General features: G+C 73.3%; 21 protein-coding genes. 11 read left to right on the plus strand and 10 right to left on the minus strand.

What is annotated here, in order from left to right:
• The first annotated feature begins 33 nt into the window (after positions 1-33).
• Together AC1UE4_RS05205 and AC1UE4_RS05210 are read left to right on the plus strand one after the other, a co-directional pair.
• Positions 34-393 (plus strand): STAS domain-containing protein, encoded by a 360-nt coding sequence (locus AC1UE4_RS05205; RefSeq protein WP_482916156.1) that lies wholly within the window; start codon positions 34-36, stop codon positions 391-393.
• Positions 394-422: 29 nt separating this feature from the next.
• On the plus strand, positions 423-1,226 hold the full coding sequence (locus AC1UE4_RS05210; RefSeq protein ID WP_482916157.1) for an SDR family NAD(P)-dependent oxidoreductase: 804 nt from the start codon (positions 423-425) through the stop codon (positions 1,224-1,226).
• Here AC1UE4_RS05210 and AC1UE4_RS05215 read toward each other — a convergent pair whose 3' ends face one another.
• The 4 genes from AC1UE4_RS05215 to AC1UE4_RS05230 all read right to left on the minus strand — a co-directional run bounded on the left by AC1UE4_RS05215 (position 1,227) and on the right by AC1UE4_RS05230 (position 4,587).
• Positions 1,227-1,979, minus strand: a complete 753-nt coding sequence (locus tag AC1UE4_RS05215; RefSeq protein WP_482916158.1) for a class I SAM-dependent methyltransferase — start codon at positions 1,977-1,979, stop codon at positions 1,227-1,229.
• Positions 1,976-2,839, minus strand: coding sequence for a short-chain dehydrogenase/reductase (locus AC1UE4_RS05220; protein WP_482916159.1), 864 nt, complete (start codon positions 2,837-2,839; stop codon positions 1,976-1,978). The genes AC1UE4_RS05215 and AC1UE4_RS05220 overlap by 4 nt, the downstream gene beginning before the upstream one ends.
• A gap of 27 nt (positions 2,840-2,866) precedes the next feature.
• A complete protein-coding gene (locus AC1UE4_RS05225; RefSeq protein WP_482916160.1) occupies positions 2,867-4,048 on the minus strand; it encodes a zinc-dependent alcohol dehydrogenase in 1,182 nt (393 codons plus the stop codon).
• A 71-nt stretch (positions 4,049-4,119) separates the two neighbouring features.
• A complete protein-coding gene (locus AC1UE4_RS05230) occupies positions 4,120-4,587 on the minus strand; it encodes a hypothetical protein (RefSeq protein WP_482916161.1) in 468 nt (155 codons plus the stop codon).
• Positions 4,588-4,632: 45 nt separating this feature from the next.
• Between AC1UE4_RS05230 and AC1UE4_RS05235 the strand changes: the two genes are divergently transcribed.
• Entirely contained in the window at positions 4,633-6,168 is a 1,536-nt protein-coding gene (locus AC1UE4_RS05235; RefSeq protein WP_482916162.1) for a serine/threonine-protein kinase, read from the plus strand.
• A 3-nt stretch (positions 6,169-6,171) separates the two neighbouring features.
• Here the strand turns inward: AC1UE4_RS05235 and AC1UE4_RS05240 are convergent, their stop codons facing one another.
• Complete coding sequence (locus AC1UE4_RS05240) at positions 6,172-6,723, minus strand: PASTA domain-containing protein (RefSeq protein ID WP_482916163.1); 552 nt, start codon at positions 6,721-6,723, stop codon at positions 6,172-6,174.
• A gap of 319 nt (positions 6,724-7,042) precedes the next feature.
• On the opposite strand from AC1UE4_RS05240, the gene AC1UE4_RS05245 reads away from it, so the two are divergent.
• Genes AC1UE4_RS05245 through AC1UE4_RS05255 form a run of 3 tightly spaced genes read left to right on the plus strand, consistent with a single transcriptional unit; the run spans position 7,043 to position 10,008 of the window.
• A complete protein-coding gene (locus tag AC1UE4_RS05245; RefSeq protein WP_482916164.1) occupies positions 7,043-8,287 on the plus strand; it encodes an MFS transporter in 1,245 nt (414 codons plus the stop codon).
• A 24-nt stretch (positions 8,288-8,311) separates the two neighbouring features.
• A complete protein-coding gene (locus AC1UE4_RS05250) occupies positions 8,312-9,211 on the plus strand; it encodes an ABC transporter ATP-binding protein (RefSeq protein WP_482916165.1) in 900 nt (299 codons plus the stop codon).
• Positions 9,211-10,008, plus strand: a complete 798-nt coding sequence (locus AC1UE4_RS05255) for an ABC transporter permease (protein WP_482916166.1) — start codon at positions 9,211-9,213, stop codon at positions 10,006-10,008. Before AC1UE4_RS05250 ends, AC1UE4_RS05255 begins: the two co-directional genes overlap by 1 nt.
• On the opposite strand, the gene AC1UE4_RS05260 is transcribed toward AC1UE4_RS05255, so the two are convergent.
• The 3 genes from AC1UE4_RS05260 to AC1UE4_RS05270 are packed head-to-tail and all read right to left on the minus strand — an operon-like array spanning position 10,005 to position 11,542.
• Positions 10,005-10,229 (minus strand): RNA-binding S4 domain-containing protein, encoded by a 225-nt coding sequence (locus tag AC1UE4_RS05260; protein ID WP_482918205.1) that lies wholly within the window; start codon positions 10,227-10,229, stop codon positions 10,005-10,007. The two genes, AC1UE4_RS05255 and AC1UE4_RS05260, sit on opposite strands and share 4 nt — an antisense overlap.
• Complete coding sequence (locus AC1UE4_RS05265) at positions 10,226-10,672, minus strand: type II toxin-antitoxin system RatA family toxin (protein ID WP_482916167.1); 447 nt, start codon at positions 10,670-10,672, stop codon at positions 10,226-10,228. Before AC1UE4_RS05265 ends, AC1UE4_RS05260 begins: the two co-directional genes overlap by 4 nt.
• A gap of 12 nt (positions 10,673-10,684) precedes the next feature.
• A complete protein-coding gene (locus tag AC1UE4_RS05270) occupies positions 10,685-11,542 on the minus strand; it encodes a DsbA family oxidoreductase (RefSeq protein ID WP_482916168.1) in 858 nt (285 codons plus the stop codon).
• Between the two features lie 21 nt (positions 11,543-11,563).
• Between AC1UE4_RS05270 and AC1UE4_RS05275 the strand changes: the two genes are divergently transcribed.
• The gene (locus AC1UE4_RS05275; RefSeq protein WP_482916169.1) at positions 11,564-12,154 is read left to right on the plus strand and encodes a hypothetical protein; all 591 of its coding nucleotides are present in this window, start codon (positions 11,564-11,566) and stop codon (positions 12,152-12,154) included.
• Positions 12,155-12,175: 21 nt separating this feature from the next.
• Here the strand turns inward: AC1UE4_RS05275 and AC1UE4_RS05280 are convergent, their stop codons facing one another.
• Positions 12,176-13,747 (minus strand): choice-of-anchor Q domain-containing protein, encoded by a 1,572-nt coding sequence (locus AC1UE4_RS05280; protein ID WP_482916170.1) that lies wholly within the window; start codon positions 13,745-13,747, stop codon positions 12,176-12,178.
• 141 nt (positions 13,748-13,888) lie between these two features.
• Between AC1UE4_RS05280 and AC1UE4_RS05285 the strand changes: the two genes are divergently transcribed.
• Together AC1UE4_RS05285 and AC1UE4_RS05290 are read left to right on the plus strand one after the other, a co-directional pair.
• Positions 13,889-14,929, plus strand: a complete 1,041-nt coding sequence (locus AC1UE4_RS05285) for a multicopper oxidase domain-containing protein (protein ID WP_482916171.1) — start codon at positions 13,889-13,891, stop codon at positions 14,927-14,929.
• A 2-nt stretch (positions 14,930-14,931) separates the two neighbouring features.
• Positions 14,932-16,104, plus strand: a complete 1,173-nt coding sequence (locus tag AC1UE4_RS05290; RefSeq protein WP_482916172.1) for a ZIP family metal transporter — start codon at positions 14,932-14,934, stop codon at positions 16,102-16,104.
• Here AC1UE4_RS05290 and AC1UE4_RS05295 read toward each other — a convergent pair.
• Complete coding sequence (locus tag AC1UE4_RS05295) at positions 16,101-16,538, minus strand: DUF488 domain-containing protein (protein ID WP_482916173.1); 438 nt, start codon at positions 16,536-16,538, stop codon at positions 16,101-16,103. The two genes, AC1UE4_RS05290 and AC1UE4_RS05295, sit on opposite strands and share 4 nt — an antisense overlap.
• 24 nt (positions 16,539-16,562) lie before the next feature.
• Between AC1UE4_RS05295 and AC1UE4_RS05300 the strand changes: the two genes are divergently transcribed.
• Together AC1UE4_RS05300 and AC1UE4_RS05305 are read left to right on the plus strand one after the other, a co-directional pair.
• Positions 16,563-17,393 carry a crotonase/enoyl-CoA hydratase family protein gene (locus AC1UE4_RS05300; protein ID WP_482916174.1) on the plus strand — a complete coding sequence of 277 codons (831 nt, stop codon included), beginning with the start codon at positions 16,563-16,565 and terminating at the stop codon, positions 17,391-17,393.
• 131 nt (positions 17,394-17,524) lie between these two features.
• Entirely contained in the window at positions 17,525-18,532 is a 1,008-nt protein-coding gene (locus AC1UE4_RS05305; protein WP_482916175.1) for a cytochrome P450, read from the plus strand.
• The last annotated feature ends 1 nt before the right edge of the window (position 18,533 follow it).

An 18,533-nucleotide genomic window follows, 5' to 3' on the forward strand; every position in this document is an offset into this window, starting at 1 on the left:
CGGTTCCATGCGGCGGTCCGTGCGCAACGCGGGTTGACGCACCCCGAGAGCCTCGTGGTGGTGGAGGGCCGCACCGACCAGGCGATCGTCCTCTCGCTCGTGGGCGAGCTCGACCTCTCGACGGTCGGCCGCTTCGTCACGGCGGCGGCGGACGCTCTGCGCGCCGAGCAGCGCGAGGCGCTCATGGTCGACATGACCGAGGTGCCGTTCATCGACTCGGCCGGGCTCGCGTCGCTGCTGAACGTCCTGCGTCGCGCGACGGCGGTGGGCGCGGAGATGGTCCTCGTCGGCGTCGGCCCCGTCCTGCACAGCATCTTCAGCCGCACTCGGCTCGACCAGACCTTCACGTTCGCGCCCACGCAGGAAGCCGCCGAACGCGCCTTCGGGCGGTGAGCCCCGCCGCCGGTGGGAAGGACCGCCGGATGGCCGCTTCCCCCACTCGCCGGCTCGCCGTCGTCACGGGCGCCTCGTCCGGCATCGGCTTCGAGCTCGCCAAGCAGTTCGCCGAGAACGGCTTCGACCTCATCGTCGCCGCCGAGGACGGCGAGCTGACCGGCGCCGCGCGGGCGCTCGAGGTGCTCGGCGCGCACGTCGAGGCCGTGCAGACGGACCTCGCCACGCCCGAGGGCGTCGAGGAGCTGCACCGCCGCATGACCGCCGCCGGCCGCCCGGTCGACGCGGTCGCGCTGAACGCGGGCGTCGGCGCCGGCGGCGCGTTCGCGACCGACACGCGCCTCGAGGACGAGCTGCGCATCGTCGACCTGAACGTCCGGTCGCTCGTGCACCTGGCGAAGTACGTCGTGCGCGACATGGTCGCCCGCGGCGAGGGCCGGATCCTCATCACGTCGTCGATCGCCTCGACGATGCCAGGCGCGTTCCAGGCCGTCTACAACGCGTCGAAGTCCTTCGACCAGTCCTTCGGGCTCGCCCTGCGCGAGGAGCTGAAGGACACCGGCGTGACCGTGACGCTGCTCATGCCCGGCCCGACCGAGACCGAGTTCTTCGAGCGTGCGGACATGCTCGACACGAAGATCGGCTCCGCCGACAAGGACGACCCGGCCGACGTCGCGCGCGACGGCTTCGAGGCGCTCATGGCGGGCAAGGAGCGCGTCGAGTCGGCGTCGCTGTCGACCAAGCTGCAGGGCCGCGGCAGCCGGCTCCTGCCGGACAGGGCGAAGGCGCTGATGCACCGCAAGCAGGCCGAGCCCGGCAGCGGGGACGGCTGATCAGCGCACGGTGACCGTGATCACCGAGTAGGTGCTCGTCGTCCGGAACGCCGCGGGGTCCTCGTTGGCCTCGGTGTAGATGTCCACCGCGAGCTGGTTCGCGCGCTCGGAGAGGCCCCGCTCGCGCAGGGCCGGCGCCGACGCCAGCCAGAGCGGGTGGTGGTCGGCGTGCTCGGCGACGTACGCCTCGACCGACGGCCCGTCGAACGCGATGGACGCCGTCGCGACGGCGACGTCGTGCCCGGCGAAGCGATCGCGGACGACGTCCGGGTCGCTCCACGTCGCGGGCCCCGGCGGCCGGCCGATCAGCTCGCCCATCGCCATCGCGACGCGCGGCGTGGCGCCGTCCATCGTCCACGTCGTCAGCACGATGCGGCCGCCGGTCCGGACGACGCGGACGAGCTCGGGAACGACGGCGGCGATGTCGCCGAAGATGACGCCGAAGACGCTGATGAGGCCGTCGAGCTCGTCGTCGGCGAACGGCAGCGCGGCGCCCTCGCCGGTCACGAACTCCGCGCTGAGCTTCTCCGCCGCGGCACGCGAGCGGCCGACCTCGAGCAGGCGCTCCGCCGGATCGACGCCGATCGCCGTGGCGCCCGCGCGGGCGATGCGCAGCGCGGCGTTGCCGGTTCCGCAGCCGACATCGGCGAGCCGCTCGCCCGGCTGCGGCGCGAGCGCGGCGACGGCCACCTCGGCGGCGGGCTCGAGCCGCTCGGCCGTCAACTCGTACGTGCCCGTCCCCCAGTCGATCATGCGGTCGTCCTCTGCTCCTGGCCCTCGCGCTCCTCGACGCGCCGGACCACGTCCTGGACGCGCGGGTCGCGCACCATCTGCGCGTCGAGCAGCGGGTTGATGATCCCCCGCAGCGTCGACAGCACGGCCCAGCGCCGCGGCCGGATGACGCGCGGTGCGCGCTTCTCGATGCCGCGGGCGATCGCGTCGCCGGCGGCGCTCGGCGGCAGCCGCTTGAGCAGCGGCCCGGGGATGTTCTCCTTGACGACGTCGGCGAGCGGGTCCTCGTCGAGGCCCTGGTGGACCATCGGCGTGTCGATGAACCCGAAGTAGGCGACGGTGACGCCGACGCCGTAGTGCGCGAGCTCGACGCGCAGCGCGCGGCCGAGCTGCTCGACGCCCGCCTTCGCCATCGCGTACGGCACGTTCCCGAAGCCGTTGGCGAACGCGTAGACCGACGAGATCACGACGATGTGGCCACGGCGCCGGATGACCTCGGGCAGCGCCGCCTGGACGGTGTTCCAGACGCCGTGCAGGTCGACGGCGAGCACGCGGTCGAAGTTCTCGGTGGCCATCGCCCGCGCGGTGGTCGCCGTCGAGGCGATGCCCGCGTTGGCGATGACGACGTCGACGCCGCCGAGGCGCTCGGTGGCCGTCGCGATCGCGCGCTGGACCGCGCCGCGGTCGGTCACGTCCGCCGCGAGCCCGAACGCCTTCGGCGAGCGCAGATCGGACGCCGCGGCATCGGCCGCCGCCTGGTCGAGGTCGACGACGACGACGGACGCGCCGCGGCGCGCGCAGGCGCGCGCGGTCGCGAAGCCGATGCCCCGCGCCGCGCCGGTGATGAGGACGACCTTCCCCGAGAGGCTGTACGAGCTCATGGCCCGTACAGCCAACCACGGAACGGCCTACGGGTGGAGAAGGATCTTGATCGCCCCGTCCTGCTTCTTCTGGAAGATCTCGTAGCCGTGCGGGGCCTCGTCGAGGCTCATGTGGTGCGTCGCGAACGACTCGACGCCGAGCACGTCCTCGTCGGTCAGCAGCGGCATGATCTCGGGCACCCAGTGCTTGACGTTCGCCTGGCCCATGCGCAGCTGGATCTGCTTGTCGAAGATCTGCAGCATCGGCATCGGGTCGGCCATGCCGCCGTACACGCCGCTCAGCGAGATCGTGCCGCCGCGGCGCACGATGTCGATGGCGCTGTAGAGCGCCGCCAGCTTGTCGATGCCGCCGGTCTGCATGACCTTCTCGCCGACCGCGTCGGGGAGGAACGCGACCATGCGGTGGGCGATGCCGGCGATCGGCGAGCCGTGCGCCTCCATGCCGACCGCGTCGATGACGGAGTCCGGCCCGCGGCCGTCGGTCATGCCGCGGATGACCTCCGCGAGGTCCTTGCCGTGCTCGGAGAGGTCGACGACCTCGATGCCGCGCTGCCTGACGCGCTCCAAGCGCTCCGGCACGAGGTCGACGCCGATGACCCGGAAGCCCTTGTGAGCCGCGATCCGCGCGGCCATGTCGCCGATCGGCCCGAGGCCGAGCACGACGACGCTGCCGCCGGCCGGCACGCCCGCGTACTCGACGGCCTGCCACGCCGTCGGCAGCACGTCGGAGAGGTAGATGAACCGCTCGTCCGGCGGGCCGTCCGGCACCTTCATGTGGGTGTAGTTGGCGTGCGGGACGCGCAGGTACTCCGCCTGGCCGCCGTCCTTGTCGCCATAGAGCTTCGTGTAGCCGAAGAGCATCGCGCCCATGCCCTGCTCGCGCGTCTGCGTCGTCTCGCACTGGGTCTGCAGCCCCTGGCCGCACATCCAGCAGCTGCCGCACGCGACCTGGAACGGCATGACGACGCGATCACCCGGCTTGATCTCGGTGACCGCGCTGCCCACCTCCTCGACGATGCCCATCGGCTCGTGGCCGAGGACCATGCCCTCGCGGATGAACGGCCCGAGCACCTCGTAGAGGTGGAGGTCCGACCCGCAGATCGCCGTGGTGGTGATCCGGATGATCGCGTCCGTCGGCTCCTCGATGCGGGGGTCGGGCACGTCGTCGACGCGGACGTCCCGCCTGCCGTGCCAAGCCACTGCCTTCATGTCGCGCTCCTCCGGGTTCGGGTTCCTTCTCCCGGACTGCCCGACCGGCTGTCAGCGCAAAACGGGTGCGGTCACGCCGGGAACTGCTCGAGCACCCACGCCTCCGTCAGCAGCGGGCGGCGGTAGGAGCGGCCGGCGACCTTGACGTAGTCGCGTGTACGCAGGTCGATCGGAAGCTGGCGCTCGATCGGGTACCACTCGTTGTGCTGGGTGATGAGCTCGTTGAGCTCGTCGAACCGCCAGGCCCGCACCGTGGCGCGCCAGCGCTCGGCGAACGCCTCCGGGTCCTCGTGCTCCGCCTGCAGTGCGCGGTACGTGCGCTCGAGCCGGCGGCGTTGGTTCGCGATGCCCTGGTCGATCTCGGCGATGCGCTCCATCCACCGCGGGCGGTTGCCGGCCTTGAGGTAGGCCTCGAGGCTGCGCTGCGTCTGGCGGGCGCGGTCCGACAGAGGCCGGCCGCTGTCGAGACGCTCGTCGCGGTCGCGTTCGAGGAGCCGCTCGACGGGCGACGCGCTGCTGCTGTCGTGCTCTCCGGGCACTGGGAACCACGGTAGCCGCGCGAGCGCGTTCGTCAGACTCCCTGTGTGCCCAGCCTCGTCGACGGGACCGAGTTCGCCGGCTGCCGGATCTCCGGCGTGCTCGCGCACGGCGGCATGGGCGTCGTCTACCGCGCCACGCAGCTGAGCCTCGGACGACCGGTCGCGCTCAAGGTGCTGCCCGCCGATCGTGCGGGCGATCCCGAGTTCCGCGCGCGCTTCCAGCGCGAGTGGAAGATGGCCGCGGCGATCGACCACCCGAACGTCATCCCGGTCTACGCGGCGGGCGAGGAGGACGGGCGGTTGTACCTCGTCATGAAGCTCGTCCGCGGCACCGACCTGCAGCACGTGCTGCGCGATCGCGGCGCGCTCGAGCCCGGCGAGGCGGCGCGCGTCCTCGGCGAGGTGGCGTCGGGGCTGGACGCCGCGCACGCGGCGGGGCTCGTGCACCGCGACGTCAAGCCGGGCAACGTCCTGCTCGAGGACACCGGGCGCGTCTTCCTGACCGACTTCGGCCTCACGCGACTGGAGGGCGGCGCGGGCGACCTGACCGAGACCGGGCGCTGGCTGGGGACCGTCGACTACGCGTCGCCCGAGCAGCTCGAGGGCCGCCGGACCGACGCCCGCTCGGACGTCTACGCGCTCGGCTGCGTGCTCTACGCGGCGCTCACCGGGCGGCCGCCGTTCGCGCGGCCGACGGTGCCGGCGACGATGAGCGCGCACCTCGCCGATCCCGTGCCGCGGCCGTCGGAGTCCGGCGCGCCCGAGGCGTTCGACCGCGTCGTCGCCCGCGCGCTGGCCAAGCGCCCCGCCGACCGCTTCCCGTCGGCCGGCGACCTCGCCCGTGCCGCCTCCGCCGCCGCCCGCGGCACGCCGGTCACCGACGCCGAGCGCAGCGTCGCGCGCGGCGACGCCGCCCCCCACGACGCCCCGACGCGCGTCATCCCGCCGATCCCCGCGCCGGAGAAGCCATCGCTCTTCGACGACCCCGCGGCCGCCAAGACCCGCGTGGCCGCGCACCACCGGGGACAGACCCCCGGTGGTGCGGCGGACGCGAGGACGCGCGTCGCGGACGACCCTCGCCCCGCCGAGGTCAAGACCCGCCGCGGCGTGCGCGGGTGGGCCGTCGCGCTGCTGGCGATCGTCGCGCTGGCGATCATCGGCGTCGGGGTCGGCTTCGCGGTCAACGCGTTCGACGGGTCGCCCGGCGACGGGACCGGCTCGGTGAGCGCGGACGAGGTGCGCGAGGTCGTCGCGCGCTTCGCGAAGGCGTACGAGCGCGAGGACCCGGCGGCGCTCGGCCGGACGCTGTCCCGCGACGCCGAGCGCGTCCTCCCCGGCGATCGCCAGAGCGGCCGCGCGAACGTGGTCGCGGCATACAAGTCGCAGTTCTCGAACAGCTCCGTCGAGCGCTACGCGCTGAGCATCGACGACGCGACCGGCGGCGACGTCGGCCGCGCCGAGGGCCGCTACCGCGTCAGCCGCCGCGGCGAGAGCGCCTTCGGCGGCGAGATCGTCTTCTCCGTCGTCCGCGAGTCCGACCGCCCGCGCATCAGCCTCGTCGCCGTCCGGCCCGACAGCTGACGTTCAGCAGGCCCGCTGGACCTCGACGGTCACGGTCGTCCCCGGCTTGACGGTCTCGCCGGCCTCGGGATCGGTGCCGCAGACGCGCGGGTCCCCGCCGAAGAGGTCGTCGAACAGGCCGCCGCCCCGGTGCAACGAAACTTGCAGCCCCAGGGCCTCCAGCTTCTGCACCGCGGTGTCCGGCCGCTCGCCCGCGACGTCGGGCACCTGGACCGGCATCTCGCGCACGACGCGGACCGCGGTCACGACCGGTCGGCGGCCCGCCGCGGAGGCGGCGACGTCGATGATGTTGGCCCCCGGATCGAGGTCGACGGTCGTCGAGAACGTCCCGCCGCGGGCATCGACCGCTTTCCCGAGGATCGCGACGGACGCTTGCGCGGGGACCACCGAACCGCTGATCTCGACCTCGTCGCCGTCGACGACGGCGGCGTCCGAGGGGCTCGACACCACCAACCGCACCTTCGGCGGCGGCGGATCGAGCTTCTCGTCACCGCAGGCGATCAGCGCCCCGGAAGCCGGTGAGAGAACCAGGAACGCCAGCAACCATCGGGACATCGCCCGTCACCGTACTCAGCGGGTCTCCTGCCGACCTGAGAGGAACTTGAGCGAACTGGACACTTGTCGTATCGCGTTCCTCTCCGAACCTCGCTTATGTTCGCTTCGCACCAACCGGAGGCAGGGGCTGGGGTGTGAGCTTCGTCGTAGCGGGCGCTCGACGGGGAACCAGAGCTGCCTCCCCGAAACAGGGGATTCGCGGAGATGCGTAAGCGCGCGAGCTGGACCTGATCCGTGCCCGGGCGGCGACGAGGTGACGTTGAGCCTCGTCGTCGTGCCGGCCACCGTCGTCCCTCGAGCTCACCCGGAGAGCCCAACGATGAAGACCTTCCGTTCTCTTCTCTCGAGCGAGAAGCGGGTCCGCCCCCTCCTCGCCGCCCATGTCCAGTCGTCGCTCGGCACCGGCGCCGCCTACGTCGCGCTGCTGCTCATCGCCGTCGAGCGCTTCGACTCCCCCTTCGCCGTCAGCGCGATCCTGCTGTGCGAGCTGCTGCCGGCCATGGCGCTCGGGCCTGTGCTCGGTGCGCTGGCCGACCGCTGGGACCGCCGCACGCTGCTCGTCGGCGCCGACCTCCTTCGCGCGGGCGCCTTCCTCGGCCTCGCCCTCGCCTCGCCCTTCTGGGCCACCGTCCTCTTCGCCCTGCTCGCCGGCCTCGGCCAGGCCGCGTTCCAGCCGACCGTCATGGCGTCGCTGCCGCAGCTCGTCAGCCGTGACCGGCTCCCGGCCGCCACGGGCACGTACGGCGCGATCACCGAGCTCGGCTACACCGCCGGCCCGGTCCTCGCTGCCGTCGGCTTCGTCCTCGTCGGCACGGAGGGCGTCCTCTTCGTCAACGCCGCGAGCTTCCTCGTCTCGGCCGGCCTGCTCGCCACGCTGCGGTTCAGCGGCGACGCGGAGGCCGTCGGCCGCAAGAAGGCGGGCCTCGTCCGCGCCATCCGCGATGGCGCGCACGCGCTGCGCACGACGCCGTCGGCGCTCACGATCGTCCTCAGCTCGACCGCGTTCGTCTGCTTCCTGGGCGCGGTCAACGTCGCGGAGGTGCTGCTCGTCAAGGACACGCTGAACGGCGGGTCGACCGAGCTGTCGCTCGTCATCGCGACGATGGGCCTCGGCATCACCGTCGGGTCGGTCCTCGCGACGCGCGACGGCGACAACGGGCGGCTGTACCTCATCGGCATGCTCGTGTGCGGCCTGGCGCTGGGCGCCTGCGCGCTGGCCCCCAGCTGGCACGTCGCGCTCGCGACCTTCTTCGTCGTCGGCGTCGGCAACGGCTTCGCCGTCGTGTCGGAGAACATCGCGCTCCAGCGCGTCATCCCGGACGACGTGAAGGGCCGCGTGTTCGGCCTGAAGGGCGCGCTCATCTCGTGGGCGTTCGCCATCGCGTTCTTCGGTGCCGGCGCCATGGTCGCGGCCCTTGGCGCGCGGCCCGCGTTCGCCGCGCTGTCGGCCGGCTGCATCGTCGTGTGGGCGATCGCGCGCAGCGCACTCGCCCGTGCCGCCGCCCCGGTGGAGGAGCCCCGCATGCCGGTGCTTCCCGTCGCGGAGACGGCGCCCGGCGTGTAGGGCCCGCGCAGTACCGTCGGGAGCGTGACCGCGACGAACGCCATCACGCTCCGGGGGGTCGTCAAGCGCTACGGACCGGTCACCGCGGTCGACGGCCTGGACCTCGACGTCCCGGCCGGCACGTGCGTCGGCCTGCTGGGCCCGAACGGCGCCGGCAAGTCGACCACGATGAGGCTGCTGACCGCGCAGGCGATCGCCGACGAGGGCACGCTCGAGGTGCTCGGGCACGCGCTGCCGGGCGAGTCCAAGCAGGCGCGCGCGCTCATGGGCGTCACGCCGCAGCTCGACAACCTCGACACGACGCTGACGGTCGAGCAGAACCTGCTCGTCTTCACGTACCTCTACCGGGTGGACCGCAGCGAGCGGAAGGCGGCGATCGACCGCGCGCTCGAGATCGCGAACCTGATGGGGCGGCGCACCGCGCGCGTGGACGAGCTGTCGGGCGGCATGCGCCGCCGGCTGCTCATCGCGCGGTCGCTCGTGCACCGCCCGCGGCTCATCCTGCTCGACGAGCCGACGGTCGGCCTCGATCCCCAGGTGCGCCAGGAGCTGTGGGCGCTCATCGACCAGCTGCGCAGCGAGGGCGTCTCGATCCTGATGTCGACGCACTACATCGAGGAGGCCCAGCGCCTCGCCGACATGGTCGTCGTCATGTCGAAGGGCCACGCCGTCGCCACGGGCCGGCCGAACGACCTCGTCGCAGAGCACGCCGGCCGCGAGGCGCTGGAGGTCTACGGGCCGCCCGCGCGCCTGCGCGAGGTCGAGGCCGAGGCGCACTCGCACGGCTGGCCGACGCGCCGCACCGGCACCAGCGTGACGATCCTGCGCGCCGAGGACCTCGACGGCCAGGCGCCCGACGGCGAGCGGCGCGTCGCGAACCTCGAGGACGTCTTCGTGCTGCTGACGGGCGAGGAGATCACCTGATGAGCGCCGTCTCCCCTCCAACCGATCGCAAGGTCGGACGCCTCGACCGGGCCGCGCTGGCGGGCGTGCTCGTCCGCGAGGTCGTGAACTTCTCGTCGTTCTGGCGGTCGGTGACGTTCTCGTCGACGGTCGAGCCGACGATCTACCTGCTCGCGTTCGGCTTCGGCTTCGGCGCGCTCGTCTCGCGGGTCGACGGCCTGGACTACGTCGAGTTCGTCGGCACCGGCACGGTGGCGACGGCGGTGCTCTTCTCGAGCGTCTTCCCGGCCATGTTCGGCACGTTCGTCAAACGCGAGTTCCAGCACACGTACGACGCGATCCTCGCCGCGCCGGTCGACAGCGAGGAGATCGTCACGGCGGAAGCGCTGTGGATCGCGACGCGCGCGGGGACCTACGGCTGCGTCCCGATGCTCGTCGCGATGGTGTTCGGGCTCGACCCCTCGTGGGGCATGCTGCTCGTCCCGTTCATCGCGTTCCTGACCGGCTTCGGCTGGGCGTCGTTCGGGATCCTCATCTCGGCCGTCCTGAAGTCGATCGACAACTTCTCGTACGTGACGAGCACGGTCATCACGCCGCTCATGCTCGTCGCCGGCACGTTCTTCCCGATCGACAAGCTGCCCGAGTGGGCGCAGGTGCTGGCGAACATCAACCCGCTCTACCACTGCGTGCAGCTCGTCCGGCACGCCGCGTTCGGCTTCGAGACCGTCGACCTGTGGCACGTCAGCGCGCTGGCGATCTTCGCCGTCGTCGTCTGGCGGTTCGCGATCAGCCGGATGGAGAAGCGGCTGATCGACTAGGGAGCCACGACGCGCAGCTGCTCCCCCGCGACGTCGACGACGTCGCCGTGGCGCAGCTGCCGGCCGCGGCGCTCCTCCGGCTCGCCGTTGACGCGGACGTCGCCGCTCGCGAGGACGTCCTTGGCCTCGGCGCCGCTGTCGACGACGCCGGCCACCTTCAGCAGCTGGCCGAGCCGGATGACCTCGTCGCGGATCTCGACGTCGCGGGCGATCGCGATCAGCCGCCCTCGATGCGCGCCTTCAGCTCGCCCGGCCGGCCGTGCACGAGGATCTGGCGCAGCCGGTCCTCGACGGGCCCGCGGATGAGCATCCCGAGCATCCGCCCCGGATCGCCGTGGAGCTTGTACGTCGCGCGCGTCCGGCCGCCGAGGTCCTCCAGCTCCCACGCGCCGACGAGCGACTTGAGGTCGCCCTTCTCCTGCTCCCACCGCACCGTGTGCGGCTCGTCGTACGAGAACCGCACGCGCGTCGTGACGTGGCGGACCTTCGCGTCGCTCGTCGAGTTCGCGACCACCGTCCGGCCCTGCGCGTCGGTCTCGAGCGTCTCCACGCGCTCGAGCCCGTGCTGCCACTCCGGCGCGGCGGCGACGTCCTCGACGATCGGCCACACCTCGTCGATCGGCGCGTCGATCTCGATCGACGCCTCTCCTCCGAGCTCACCCATGCCGGGCTTGTATCAAGCCGCGAGCGTCCAGAGGCCATCAGCCCCGACGTGGCGCTCCTCGGCGACGCGGCCGAGCGCCTGGCGCGCCTCGTCGAAGGCGATGTCGCAGACGACCGCCACCTCCTGCGTCGCGAGTGGCGTGCCGGCCCAGCGCAGGACGTCCTCGACCGACGACGGCGGGTCGCGGCGGTCGAGGCCGGGCACGAGGTTGGCGAGCACGACGTCGTAGGCGGCGAACGGCTGGAAGCCGGGGATCGAGATCGTCACGCCGTCGTCGAGACGCGTGATCTCGTAGCTCGGGCACGTGTACCGCCGCCCGCCCGACCAGTTGGCGAGCTTGTTGTCGAGCACGCGCGCGGCGGGCATCGGCTCGCGCGCGAGCCGCATGTCCTCCTCGACGGCGGCGCGGACCTCGTCGTCGCCGAGCCATCCGCGGAGCTCCTCGGGGTCGATCCCGGCGTCGCGGGTGGCGGCCTCGATCGTCGCGGGGTCGTCGAGCGGCTCGCCGGAGAAGTTGCGCACCCGCAGACCGCGCAGCACGAGGCGCATCGCGCGCTCGGACGCCTTGACGCGGGCGGCGACGACCGCCTCGCAGGCGGGACGCGTGCCCGGCACGCGGTCGCGCGGCGTCGTGTCGATCGGCATCCGCTGGTCGCGCGCGATCGCCTTGAGGCCGGCGGTGTACCGCTCGGGCGTGAACCCGCGCGCGGCGTTGTCCTCCGCGGTGTCGGACAGCACGACCATCCGCGCGACCCACTCGATCCGGCCCTCGTAGAGCCAGTTCAGCCGGCGCCGGAACGGCTCCGCGCTGTACGCCCACGGGCAGCCGGGATCGGTGAACTCGGTGATCCTGACGCACACGTCGCTCATCGAAGCGCGACCATACCCAGCGTGGACCTGACCTACGAGGAGCACGAGCTCGGCCTGAGCTGGATCGTCGACGAGGTGATGGCGCGCGCATCGCACGCCCTCGTCGACGACGGCCGCGTCTGGCTGATCGATCCGCTCGACCACGATGGATCGGTCGATCGCGCCGCAGCGCTCGGCGACGTCGCCGGCGTCATCCAGCTGCTGGACCGCCACAACCGCGACTGCGCCGAGGTCGCCGAGCGGCTCGGCGTCCCGCACCTGCGGCTGCCGAAGACCCTTCCGGGCACGCCGTTCGAGGTCGTGAAGGTCGTCGACCTGCCGCGCTGGCGCGAGCTGGCGCTGTGGTGGCCCGAGCGCCGCGCGCTCGTGATCTCCGAGGCGGTCGGGTCCGGCCGGTACTTCGCGCTCGGCCAGGGCGACGCCGGGATCCACCCGTTCCTGCGCGCGCTGCCGCCGGGCGCGCCGCGCCGCTACGAACCCGACCACCTGGTCTTCGGCCACGGCGGCGGCGTGCACGGCCCCGCCGCCGCCGAGGCCCTGCGCAACGCCTACGCGCGGTCGCGCAAGGACATCCCGCGCTTCCTGGTGAAGCTCCCGACCTTCCGCCGCTGAGAACCGGAGCGAGCGGCGGGGCTAGGAGCGCAGGCGCGCGCCGCGGGAGGCCCTCACCGCGCGGCCCCCTCGCGGCGTGAACGACGCGCGGACCGTCACGCGGCGCGCGGTCCGCAGGAGGCTGCGGCCGCGCTTGGTCGCGACGACGCGCATGCGCCGCGTGCCGGTCGCCTTGCGCTGGACACGCATCGAGGCGACGAGCTGGCCGCCGGGCGCGATCCACTTGATCCGCAGCGTGCCGGGCACGCGCCAGCGGTGCCGGTAGAGGCGGCCCTTCCGCCCGCGCAGGGTGCGGCGCAGCTCGCGTAGCAGCGCGGCGCGCGTCACGGCCTTCTTCGCCGGCGTCAGCGCGGGCGGCTGCGGCAGCGCTTCGCCGGTGCCGCCACCTGTCGTCCCGCCGCCGCCGCCCGCGGCGGGCGGCTGCGCGCCGGGCGGCGGCGGATCGAGCTCGTAGGCCCCGATGTCGACGCGGCCGTTCTGCACGCGCGGGCGCCCGTCGCGGTCCAGCCCACCCGCGACGGCGGGATCGCCCGCATCGCGCAGCGGCGAGTCGGGGGCGAGGTGCCGGCCGTCGTCCGCGAAGCCGCTGGGGACGTCGAGCACGTTCTGGAGGTCGCTCTCCCCCGGCCCGCTCGCGAACGGCTCGCCGCGCAGGTTCGACCAGCGCAGGTGCACGTCGCTGTCGGCGCCGCCCACGGCGGTGCGGATCCACGGCGCGCCGACGCCGTCGACGACCGAGCTCTCGAGCACGACGTCGGTCTCCGAGCCGGCCGTGCCGCACTCGGCCTTCACGCCCGCGCCGGCGCCGTTGCCCACGATCGTCAGGTTGCGGCCGTTGATGTACGCGTCGGCGCCGGTGCACCGAGCGCGCAGCCCGACGGCGAACGCACCCTCGACGACGGTGTCGTTGAGCGCCAGCCGGCCGGCCTCGGCGACCGCCGGGGCGGGGCTCGTGATCGTGCTCTGGCTCACCGTCAGCCACTTCGTGTTCCCGCTCTTGACGACGACGCCCTCCGCCGCCTGGAGCGTGGCGCGGGTGACGTAGCGGTTCTTCGACTCGTTGCCCGTGGCGAGCGCGCGGTCATCGGGCCCCGGCATCGCGACCGACGCCTCGAGCATGCTCGCTCCGTCGTTGAGCTCGATGCCGGTGCGCACGCCGCCGGCGATCGGGGCGCCGTAGACGGCGACGTCGCGGATGTGCGCGTCGTGGTCGGCGACGATGCCCTTCGCGAGCGCCGCTCCCTTGACCTGGATCGTCATGTCGCTGATGTCGGCGCCGCCGAGCCGGATCGTCGCCGGGTCGCCCGGACCGCCCACCAGCTGGGTGATGCCGGCGCCGCTGCCGCGCAGCTCGAGCCCCGTGCCGAACTGGTGCTCGAACGGGCCCTGGTAGCTGCCCGGCCCGATCTCGATGACGTCGGCGGCGAACGTCGCCTCCGCCGACTCGATCGCCGCCTGCAGGTCGTCGCCCTTGTCGAGCGCACCGGGCGAGCACGGGGTGACCGAGTGGACGCAGAGCGTGGCCGCGTGCGCCGACGCCGCCCCCGCGGCGAGGGCCAGCAGCGTGCCCGACAGGGCGGCGAGGCGGAGCATGAAGCGCAGCCTCCGTCCGGGCCGACCGGCGGGCAAGAGGGGCGATCCGGCGGACGCCCGGCGAAGAACCGACGCCCGGAATCCGGTCCCGGTGGTAGATTCGGCATGGCCAATCCGCCAGTTAGGTATGCCAAGAAACTGATGAAGCTCGATCGGCGACAGCTCCTCGGCGGCGGCGTGCTCGCCGGCGCGGCCGCACTGACCGGCCTGCGCGACCGCTACGCCGGCCACACCGCCGCGGCGCAGGACGCGCCGCACGCCGGGCACGCCCACGACCACGGGCAGGGCGGCGGCTCGAACGGCGCGACGATGCGACAGGGCCGCGCCGTCGACCACGACGCGAACGGCTTCAACCCCACCGAGGTGCTGCGCGACTTCGACTGGGGCCGGACGACGCGCCTTCCGTCCGGCCGCACGCTGCGTGAGTGGGAGGTCGTCGCGACGGACCGCGAGATCGAGATCGCGCCCGGCATCAGCTTCCCGGCGTGGACGTTCAACGGGCGCGTGCCCGGGCCGACGCTGCGCGCGCGGGAGGGCGAGCGGCTGCGGATCCGGTTCCACAACGGCTCCGCGCACCCGCACACGATGCACTTCCACGGCATCCACCCCGCCGAGATGGACGGCGTCCCGGGCATCGGCGCGGGCCTCATCCAGCCCGGCGGCAGCACGGTCTACGAGTTCGACGCCGAGCCGTTCGGGTTCCACCTCTACCACTGCCACGCCGGCCCGCTGGCCGAGCACATCGCGCGCGGCATGTACGGCGGCTTCATCGTCGACCCGCGGCAGGGCCGCGAGGACGCCGACGAGCTGCTGATGATCATGAACGGGTTCAACACCACGTTCGACGGCGAGGGCAACCAGGTCTACGCCGTCAACTCGGTCGCGTTCCACCACATGAACGAGCCGGTGCGCGTGCGGCGTGGCGAGCTCGTCCGGATCTACCTCGGGAACATGCTCGAGTACGACCCGATCAACACGTTCCACCTGCACGGGAACTTCTTCGACTACTTCCCGACCGGGACGCGTCTGCAGCCGTCCGAGTACACGGACACGATCGCGCAGGTGCAGGGCCAGCGCGGGATCCTCGAGCTGCGCTTCAAGCACCCCGGCACGTTCATGTTCCACGCCCACAAGACCGAGTTCGCGGACCTCGGCTGGATGGGCTTCTTCGAGGTGGCGTGACGGTGCGCCGGCTGCCCGCATGGGTGCTCGGCCTGGTGCCGCTGCTGCTCATCGCCGGCGCGCTCGCCGCGCTGCTGAGCGTCGGCGGCGACACGCTCGGGGAGCGGCGCGGGCCGCCGGTGGAGGAGCTGGCGGTCGAGCGGACCGAGTTGCGGCCCGGCGAGATCGAGCTCGTCGTCCGCAACACCGGGCCGGACGCGGTGACGGTCGCGCAGGCGTTCGTCAACGACGCCTACGTCGACTTCGACGCCACCGGCGACCGGATCGGCGCGCGCGGCAGCGAGCGGTTCACGCTCGACTACCCGTGGCAGGAGGGCTCGCCGTACCTCGTCACGTTCCTCAGCTCGACGGGTGCGACGACCGAGCACGCGATCGACGTCGCGGTCGAGACGCCGTCGCCCGGCGGCGGCTTCTACGGCTTGATGGCGCTGCTCGGCCTGTACGTCGGCGTGATCCCGGTGGCGCTGGGCATGCTCTTCCTCCCGTGGCTGCGCACGGTGCGCGAGCGGTGGATCCGGTTCTTCATGGCGGTCACCGTCGGGCTGCTCGCGTTCCTCGCCGTCGACGCGTACCTCGAGGGAAGCGAGCTGGCGGAGGGCTCGACGGGCGCGTTCGGCGGCGCACAGCTGCTCTTCCTCGGCGCGGGCGTCGCGTACCTCGGGCTCGTCGCGCTCGACCGCTGGCTGGCGGGACGGCGCGCGCGGGCTCGCGAGGCGGGCGCGGACGCCGCGCAGCTGTCGCTGCTGATCGCCGTCGGGATCGGGCTGCACAACCTCGGCGAGGGGCTGGCGATCGGATCGGCCTATGCGGTCGGCGAGCTCGCGCTCGGCGCGTTCCTCGTCTTCGGCTTCGCCCTGCACAACACGACCGAGGGGCTTGCCATCGTCGCGCCGCTCAGCCGGACCGGCCGGCCCTCGCTGCCGCGCCTCGGTTTGCTCGGGCTGATCGCGGGCGCGCCCGCCATCGCCGGCGCGGTCATCGGCGCCTCGGCGTTCAATGCCGAGCTCGCGACGCTCATGCTCGGCTTCGGCATCGGCGCGATCGTCCAGGTGATCGTGCAGCTCGTGCCGACGATCCGCGACGCCGCGGGCCGCGCGCTGCACCCGGCGAGCGTCGCGGGGATCGTCGCCGGCGCCGCCGTGCTGTACGGCACCGGCCTACTGATCAGCGCCTAGAGGTCGACGACCCGGAGGTCGGGGCGGCGGCGCTGCAGCGCTTCGGTGAGGACGCGCCGGTGGCAGCCCTCCGGCTCCTCCTCGAGGCACAGCAGCGCCGTGCGCGGCGCGGCGTCGAGCCCCTCGGCCAGCGCGTCGAGCTCGTGGGATGCCGTGGCTTCGACGTGCTCGCGGAAGCCGGCGCGGGCCTCCTCGATGCGGTTCGACCGGAAGAGCGCGCGCAGGTCGGCGGGGGTTCCGAGCGACCGCCGGTGCTCGTAGGCGATCTGATGCTCCGCGAGCATCTCCCCCAGCCGCGTCTTCGACATGCCGGGCTTGCGCGACTGCGGGCGGATGCGCACGTCGATGACGCGCTCGACGCCGGCGGCCTCCAGCTCGGCCGCGAGCGACTCGGGCCGCAGCTTCTCGTAGCCGATGGTCCAGATCGTCGCCATGCACCGAGACCGTACTGTTGGGGCATGAGCGAGCAGCGCGTCCGCATCGACGTCGACGACCACGTCGCCGTCGTCACCCTGACCCGGCCCGACAAGCACAACGCCCTCGACGCGGCGATGTTCGAGGGGATCATCGGCGCGGCGGCCGAGGTCGCCGCGACGCCCGGCGTGCGCGCGGTCGTGCTGCACGGCGAGGGCAAGAGCTTTTGCTCCGGCCTCGACGTCGCCTCGTTCCTCAACGGCCCGGTCTCCCTCGACGCGCTGATGGAGCGCGGCGACGGGCGGTCGAACGTCGCGCAGCGCGCGTGCACGGACTGGATCGACCTGCCGGTGCCGGTCATCGCCGCGATCCACGGCAACTGCTTCGGCGGCGGGCTGCAGATCGCGCTCGGCGCGGACCTGCGCATCGCGACGCCGGACGCCAAGCTCAGCGTCATGGAGGTCAAGTGGGGCCTCGTGCCCGACATGGGCATCACCTCCACCGCGCCGAAGCTGCTGCGCGCCGACGTCGCCAAGGAGCTGACGTACACCGGCCGGGTCGTCAGCGGCGAGGAGGCCGCGCAGCTCGGCCTCGTGACGCGCGTCGCCGCCGATCCGCTCGAGGAGGCGCGCGCGCTGGCCGCCGAGATCGCCGGCCGCTCGCCCGACGCGGTGCGCGCGGCGAAGCGGCTCTACGACACCGCGTGGGTGGCGCCCGCCGACGAGGCGCTGCGGCTGGAGACCGAGCTGCAGGTCGCGCTCATCGGGTCGCCGAACCAGATCGCCGCGGTGCAGGCCGGGATGACCAAGCAGCCGGGCGAGTTCACGGACCCCGAGCCCGCCGCGCCGAGGGCGACCGCCGGCGTGTTCGGCTGAGCATCACGCTCGAGCAGCTCGAGGGCGACCCTCACCCCCTCTTCGCGCGGCTACGCGAACGCGAGCCCGTCGCGTGGATCCCCGCGCTCGGCGGCTGGCTCGTCACGGGCCGCGAGCTCGCGCTCGAGGCGATGCGCGACAGCGAGCGGTTCACGGTCGACGACCCGCGGTTCACGACCGCGCGCGTCGTCGGCCCGAGCATGCTCAGCCTCGACGGCGCCGAGCACCGCCGTCACCGAGCGCCCTTCGTCGAGCCCTTCCGCCGCGGACCCATCCACGCGCGGTTCGAAGGCGCCGTCGAAGCGGAGACCGACCGGCTCCTCGACGAGGTCGAGCCCCGCGGCGCCGCGGAGCTCCGCACCGAGCTCGCCGGCCCGCTCGCGGCGACGATCGCCGCCGCCTCCCTCGGCCTCGACGTTCCCGCGGCCCGCGTCCTCGGGTGGTACCGCGAGATCGTCGCGGCCGTGACGACCGCAACGGCCGGCGAAGAGATCCCTACGGAGGGCGCCGCCGCCTTCGAAGAGCTGGCGAAGGCGGTGGCCGGAGGCCTCGAAGCCGGCGGCGCGGAGGGACCCCTTCGGGCGGCGGTCACCGCGGGCGACCTCTCTCCCGGCGAGGTCGCGTCGAACGCCGCGGTGCTGCTCTTCGGCGGCATCGAGACGACCGAGGGGATGATCGCGAACGTCCTCATGCATCTCCTCTCGGAGCCGGCGGAGCTGGCGGCGGTGCTCGAAGACTCGGCGCTCGTCTCGGCGGCGGTCGAGGAGTCGCTTCGGTTGGAGCCGGCGGCGGCGACGGTCGACCGCTATGCGACGAAGGCGATGGCGTTCGGCGGTGCGGAGATCGGTGAGCGGGATCTCGTGGTCGTGTCGATCGCGGCGGCGAACCGCGACCCGGCGACGTTCGCGGAGCCGGACCGGTTCGTGCTGGACCGGCCGAACCGCGCGCGGCATCTCGCGTTCGCGGCCGGGCCGCACGTCTGCCTCGGGCTGCACCTCGCTCGGCTCGAGGCGGTCACCGCGGTCGACCGCGTGCTGCGCCGGCTCCCCGGTCTCCGCCTCGACTCGAAGCACGACAGGCCGGCGGCGCGCGGGCTCGTGTTCCGCAAGCCGCCGGCGCTGCACGCCGTCTGGGGCTGAC

The sequence above is a fragment of the Parviterribacter kavangonensis genome, assembly GCF_056863335.1.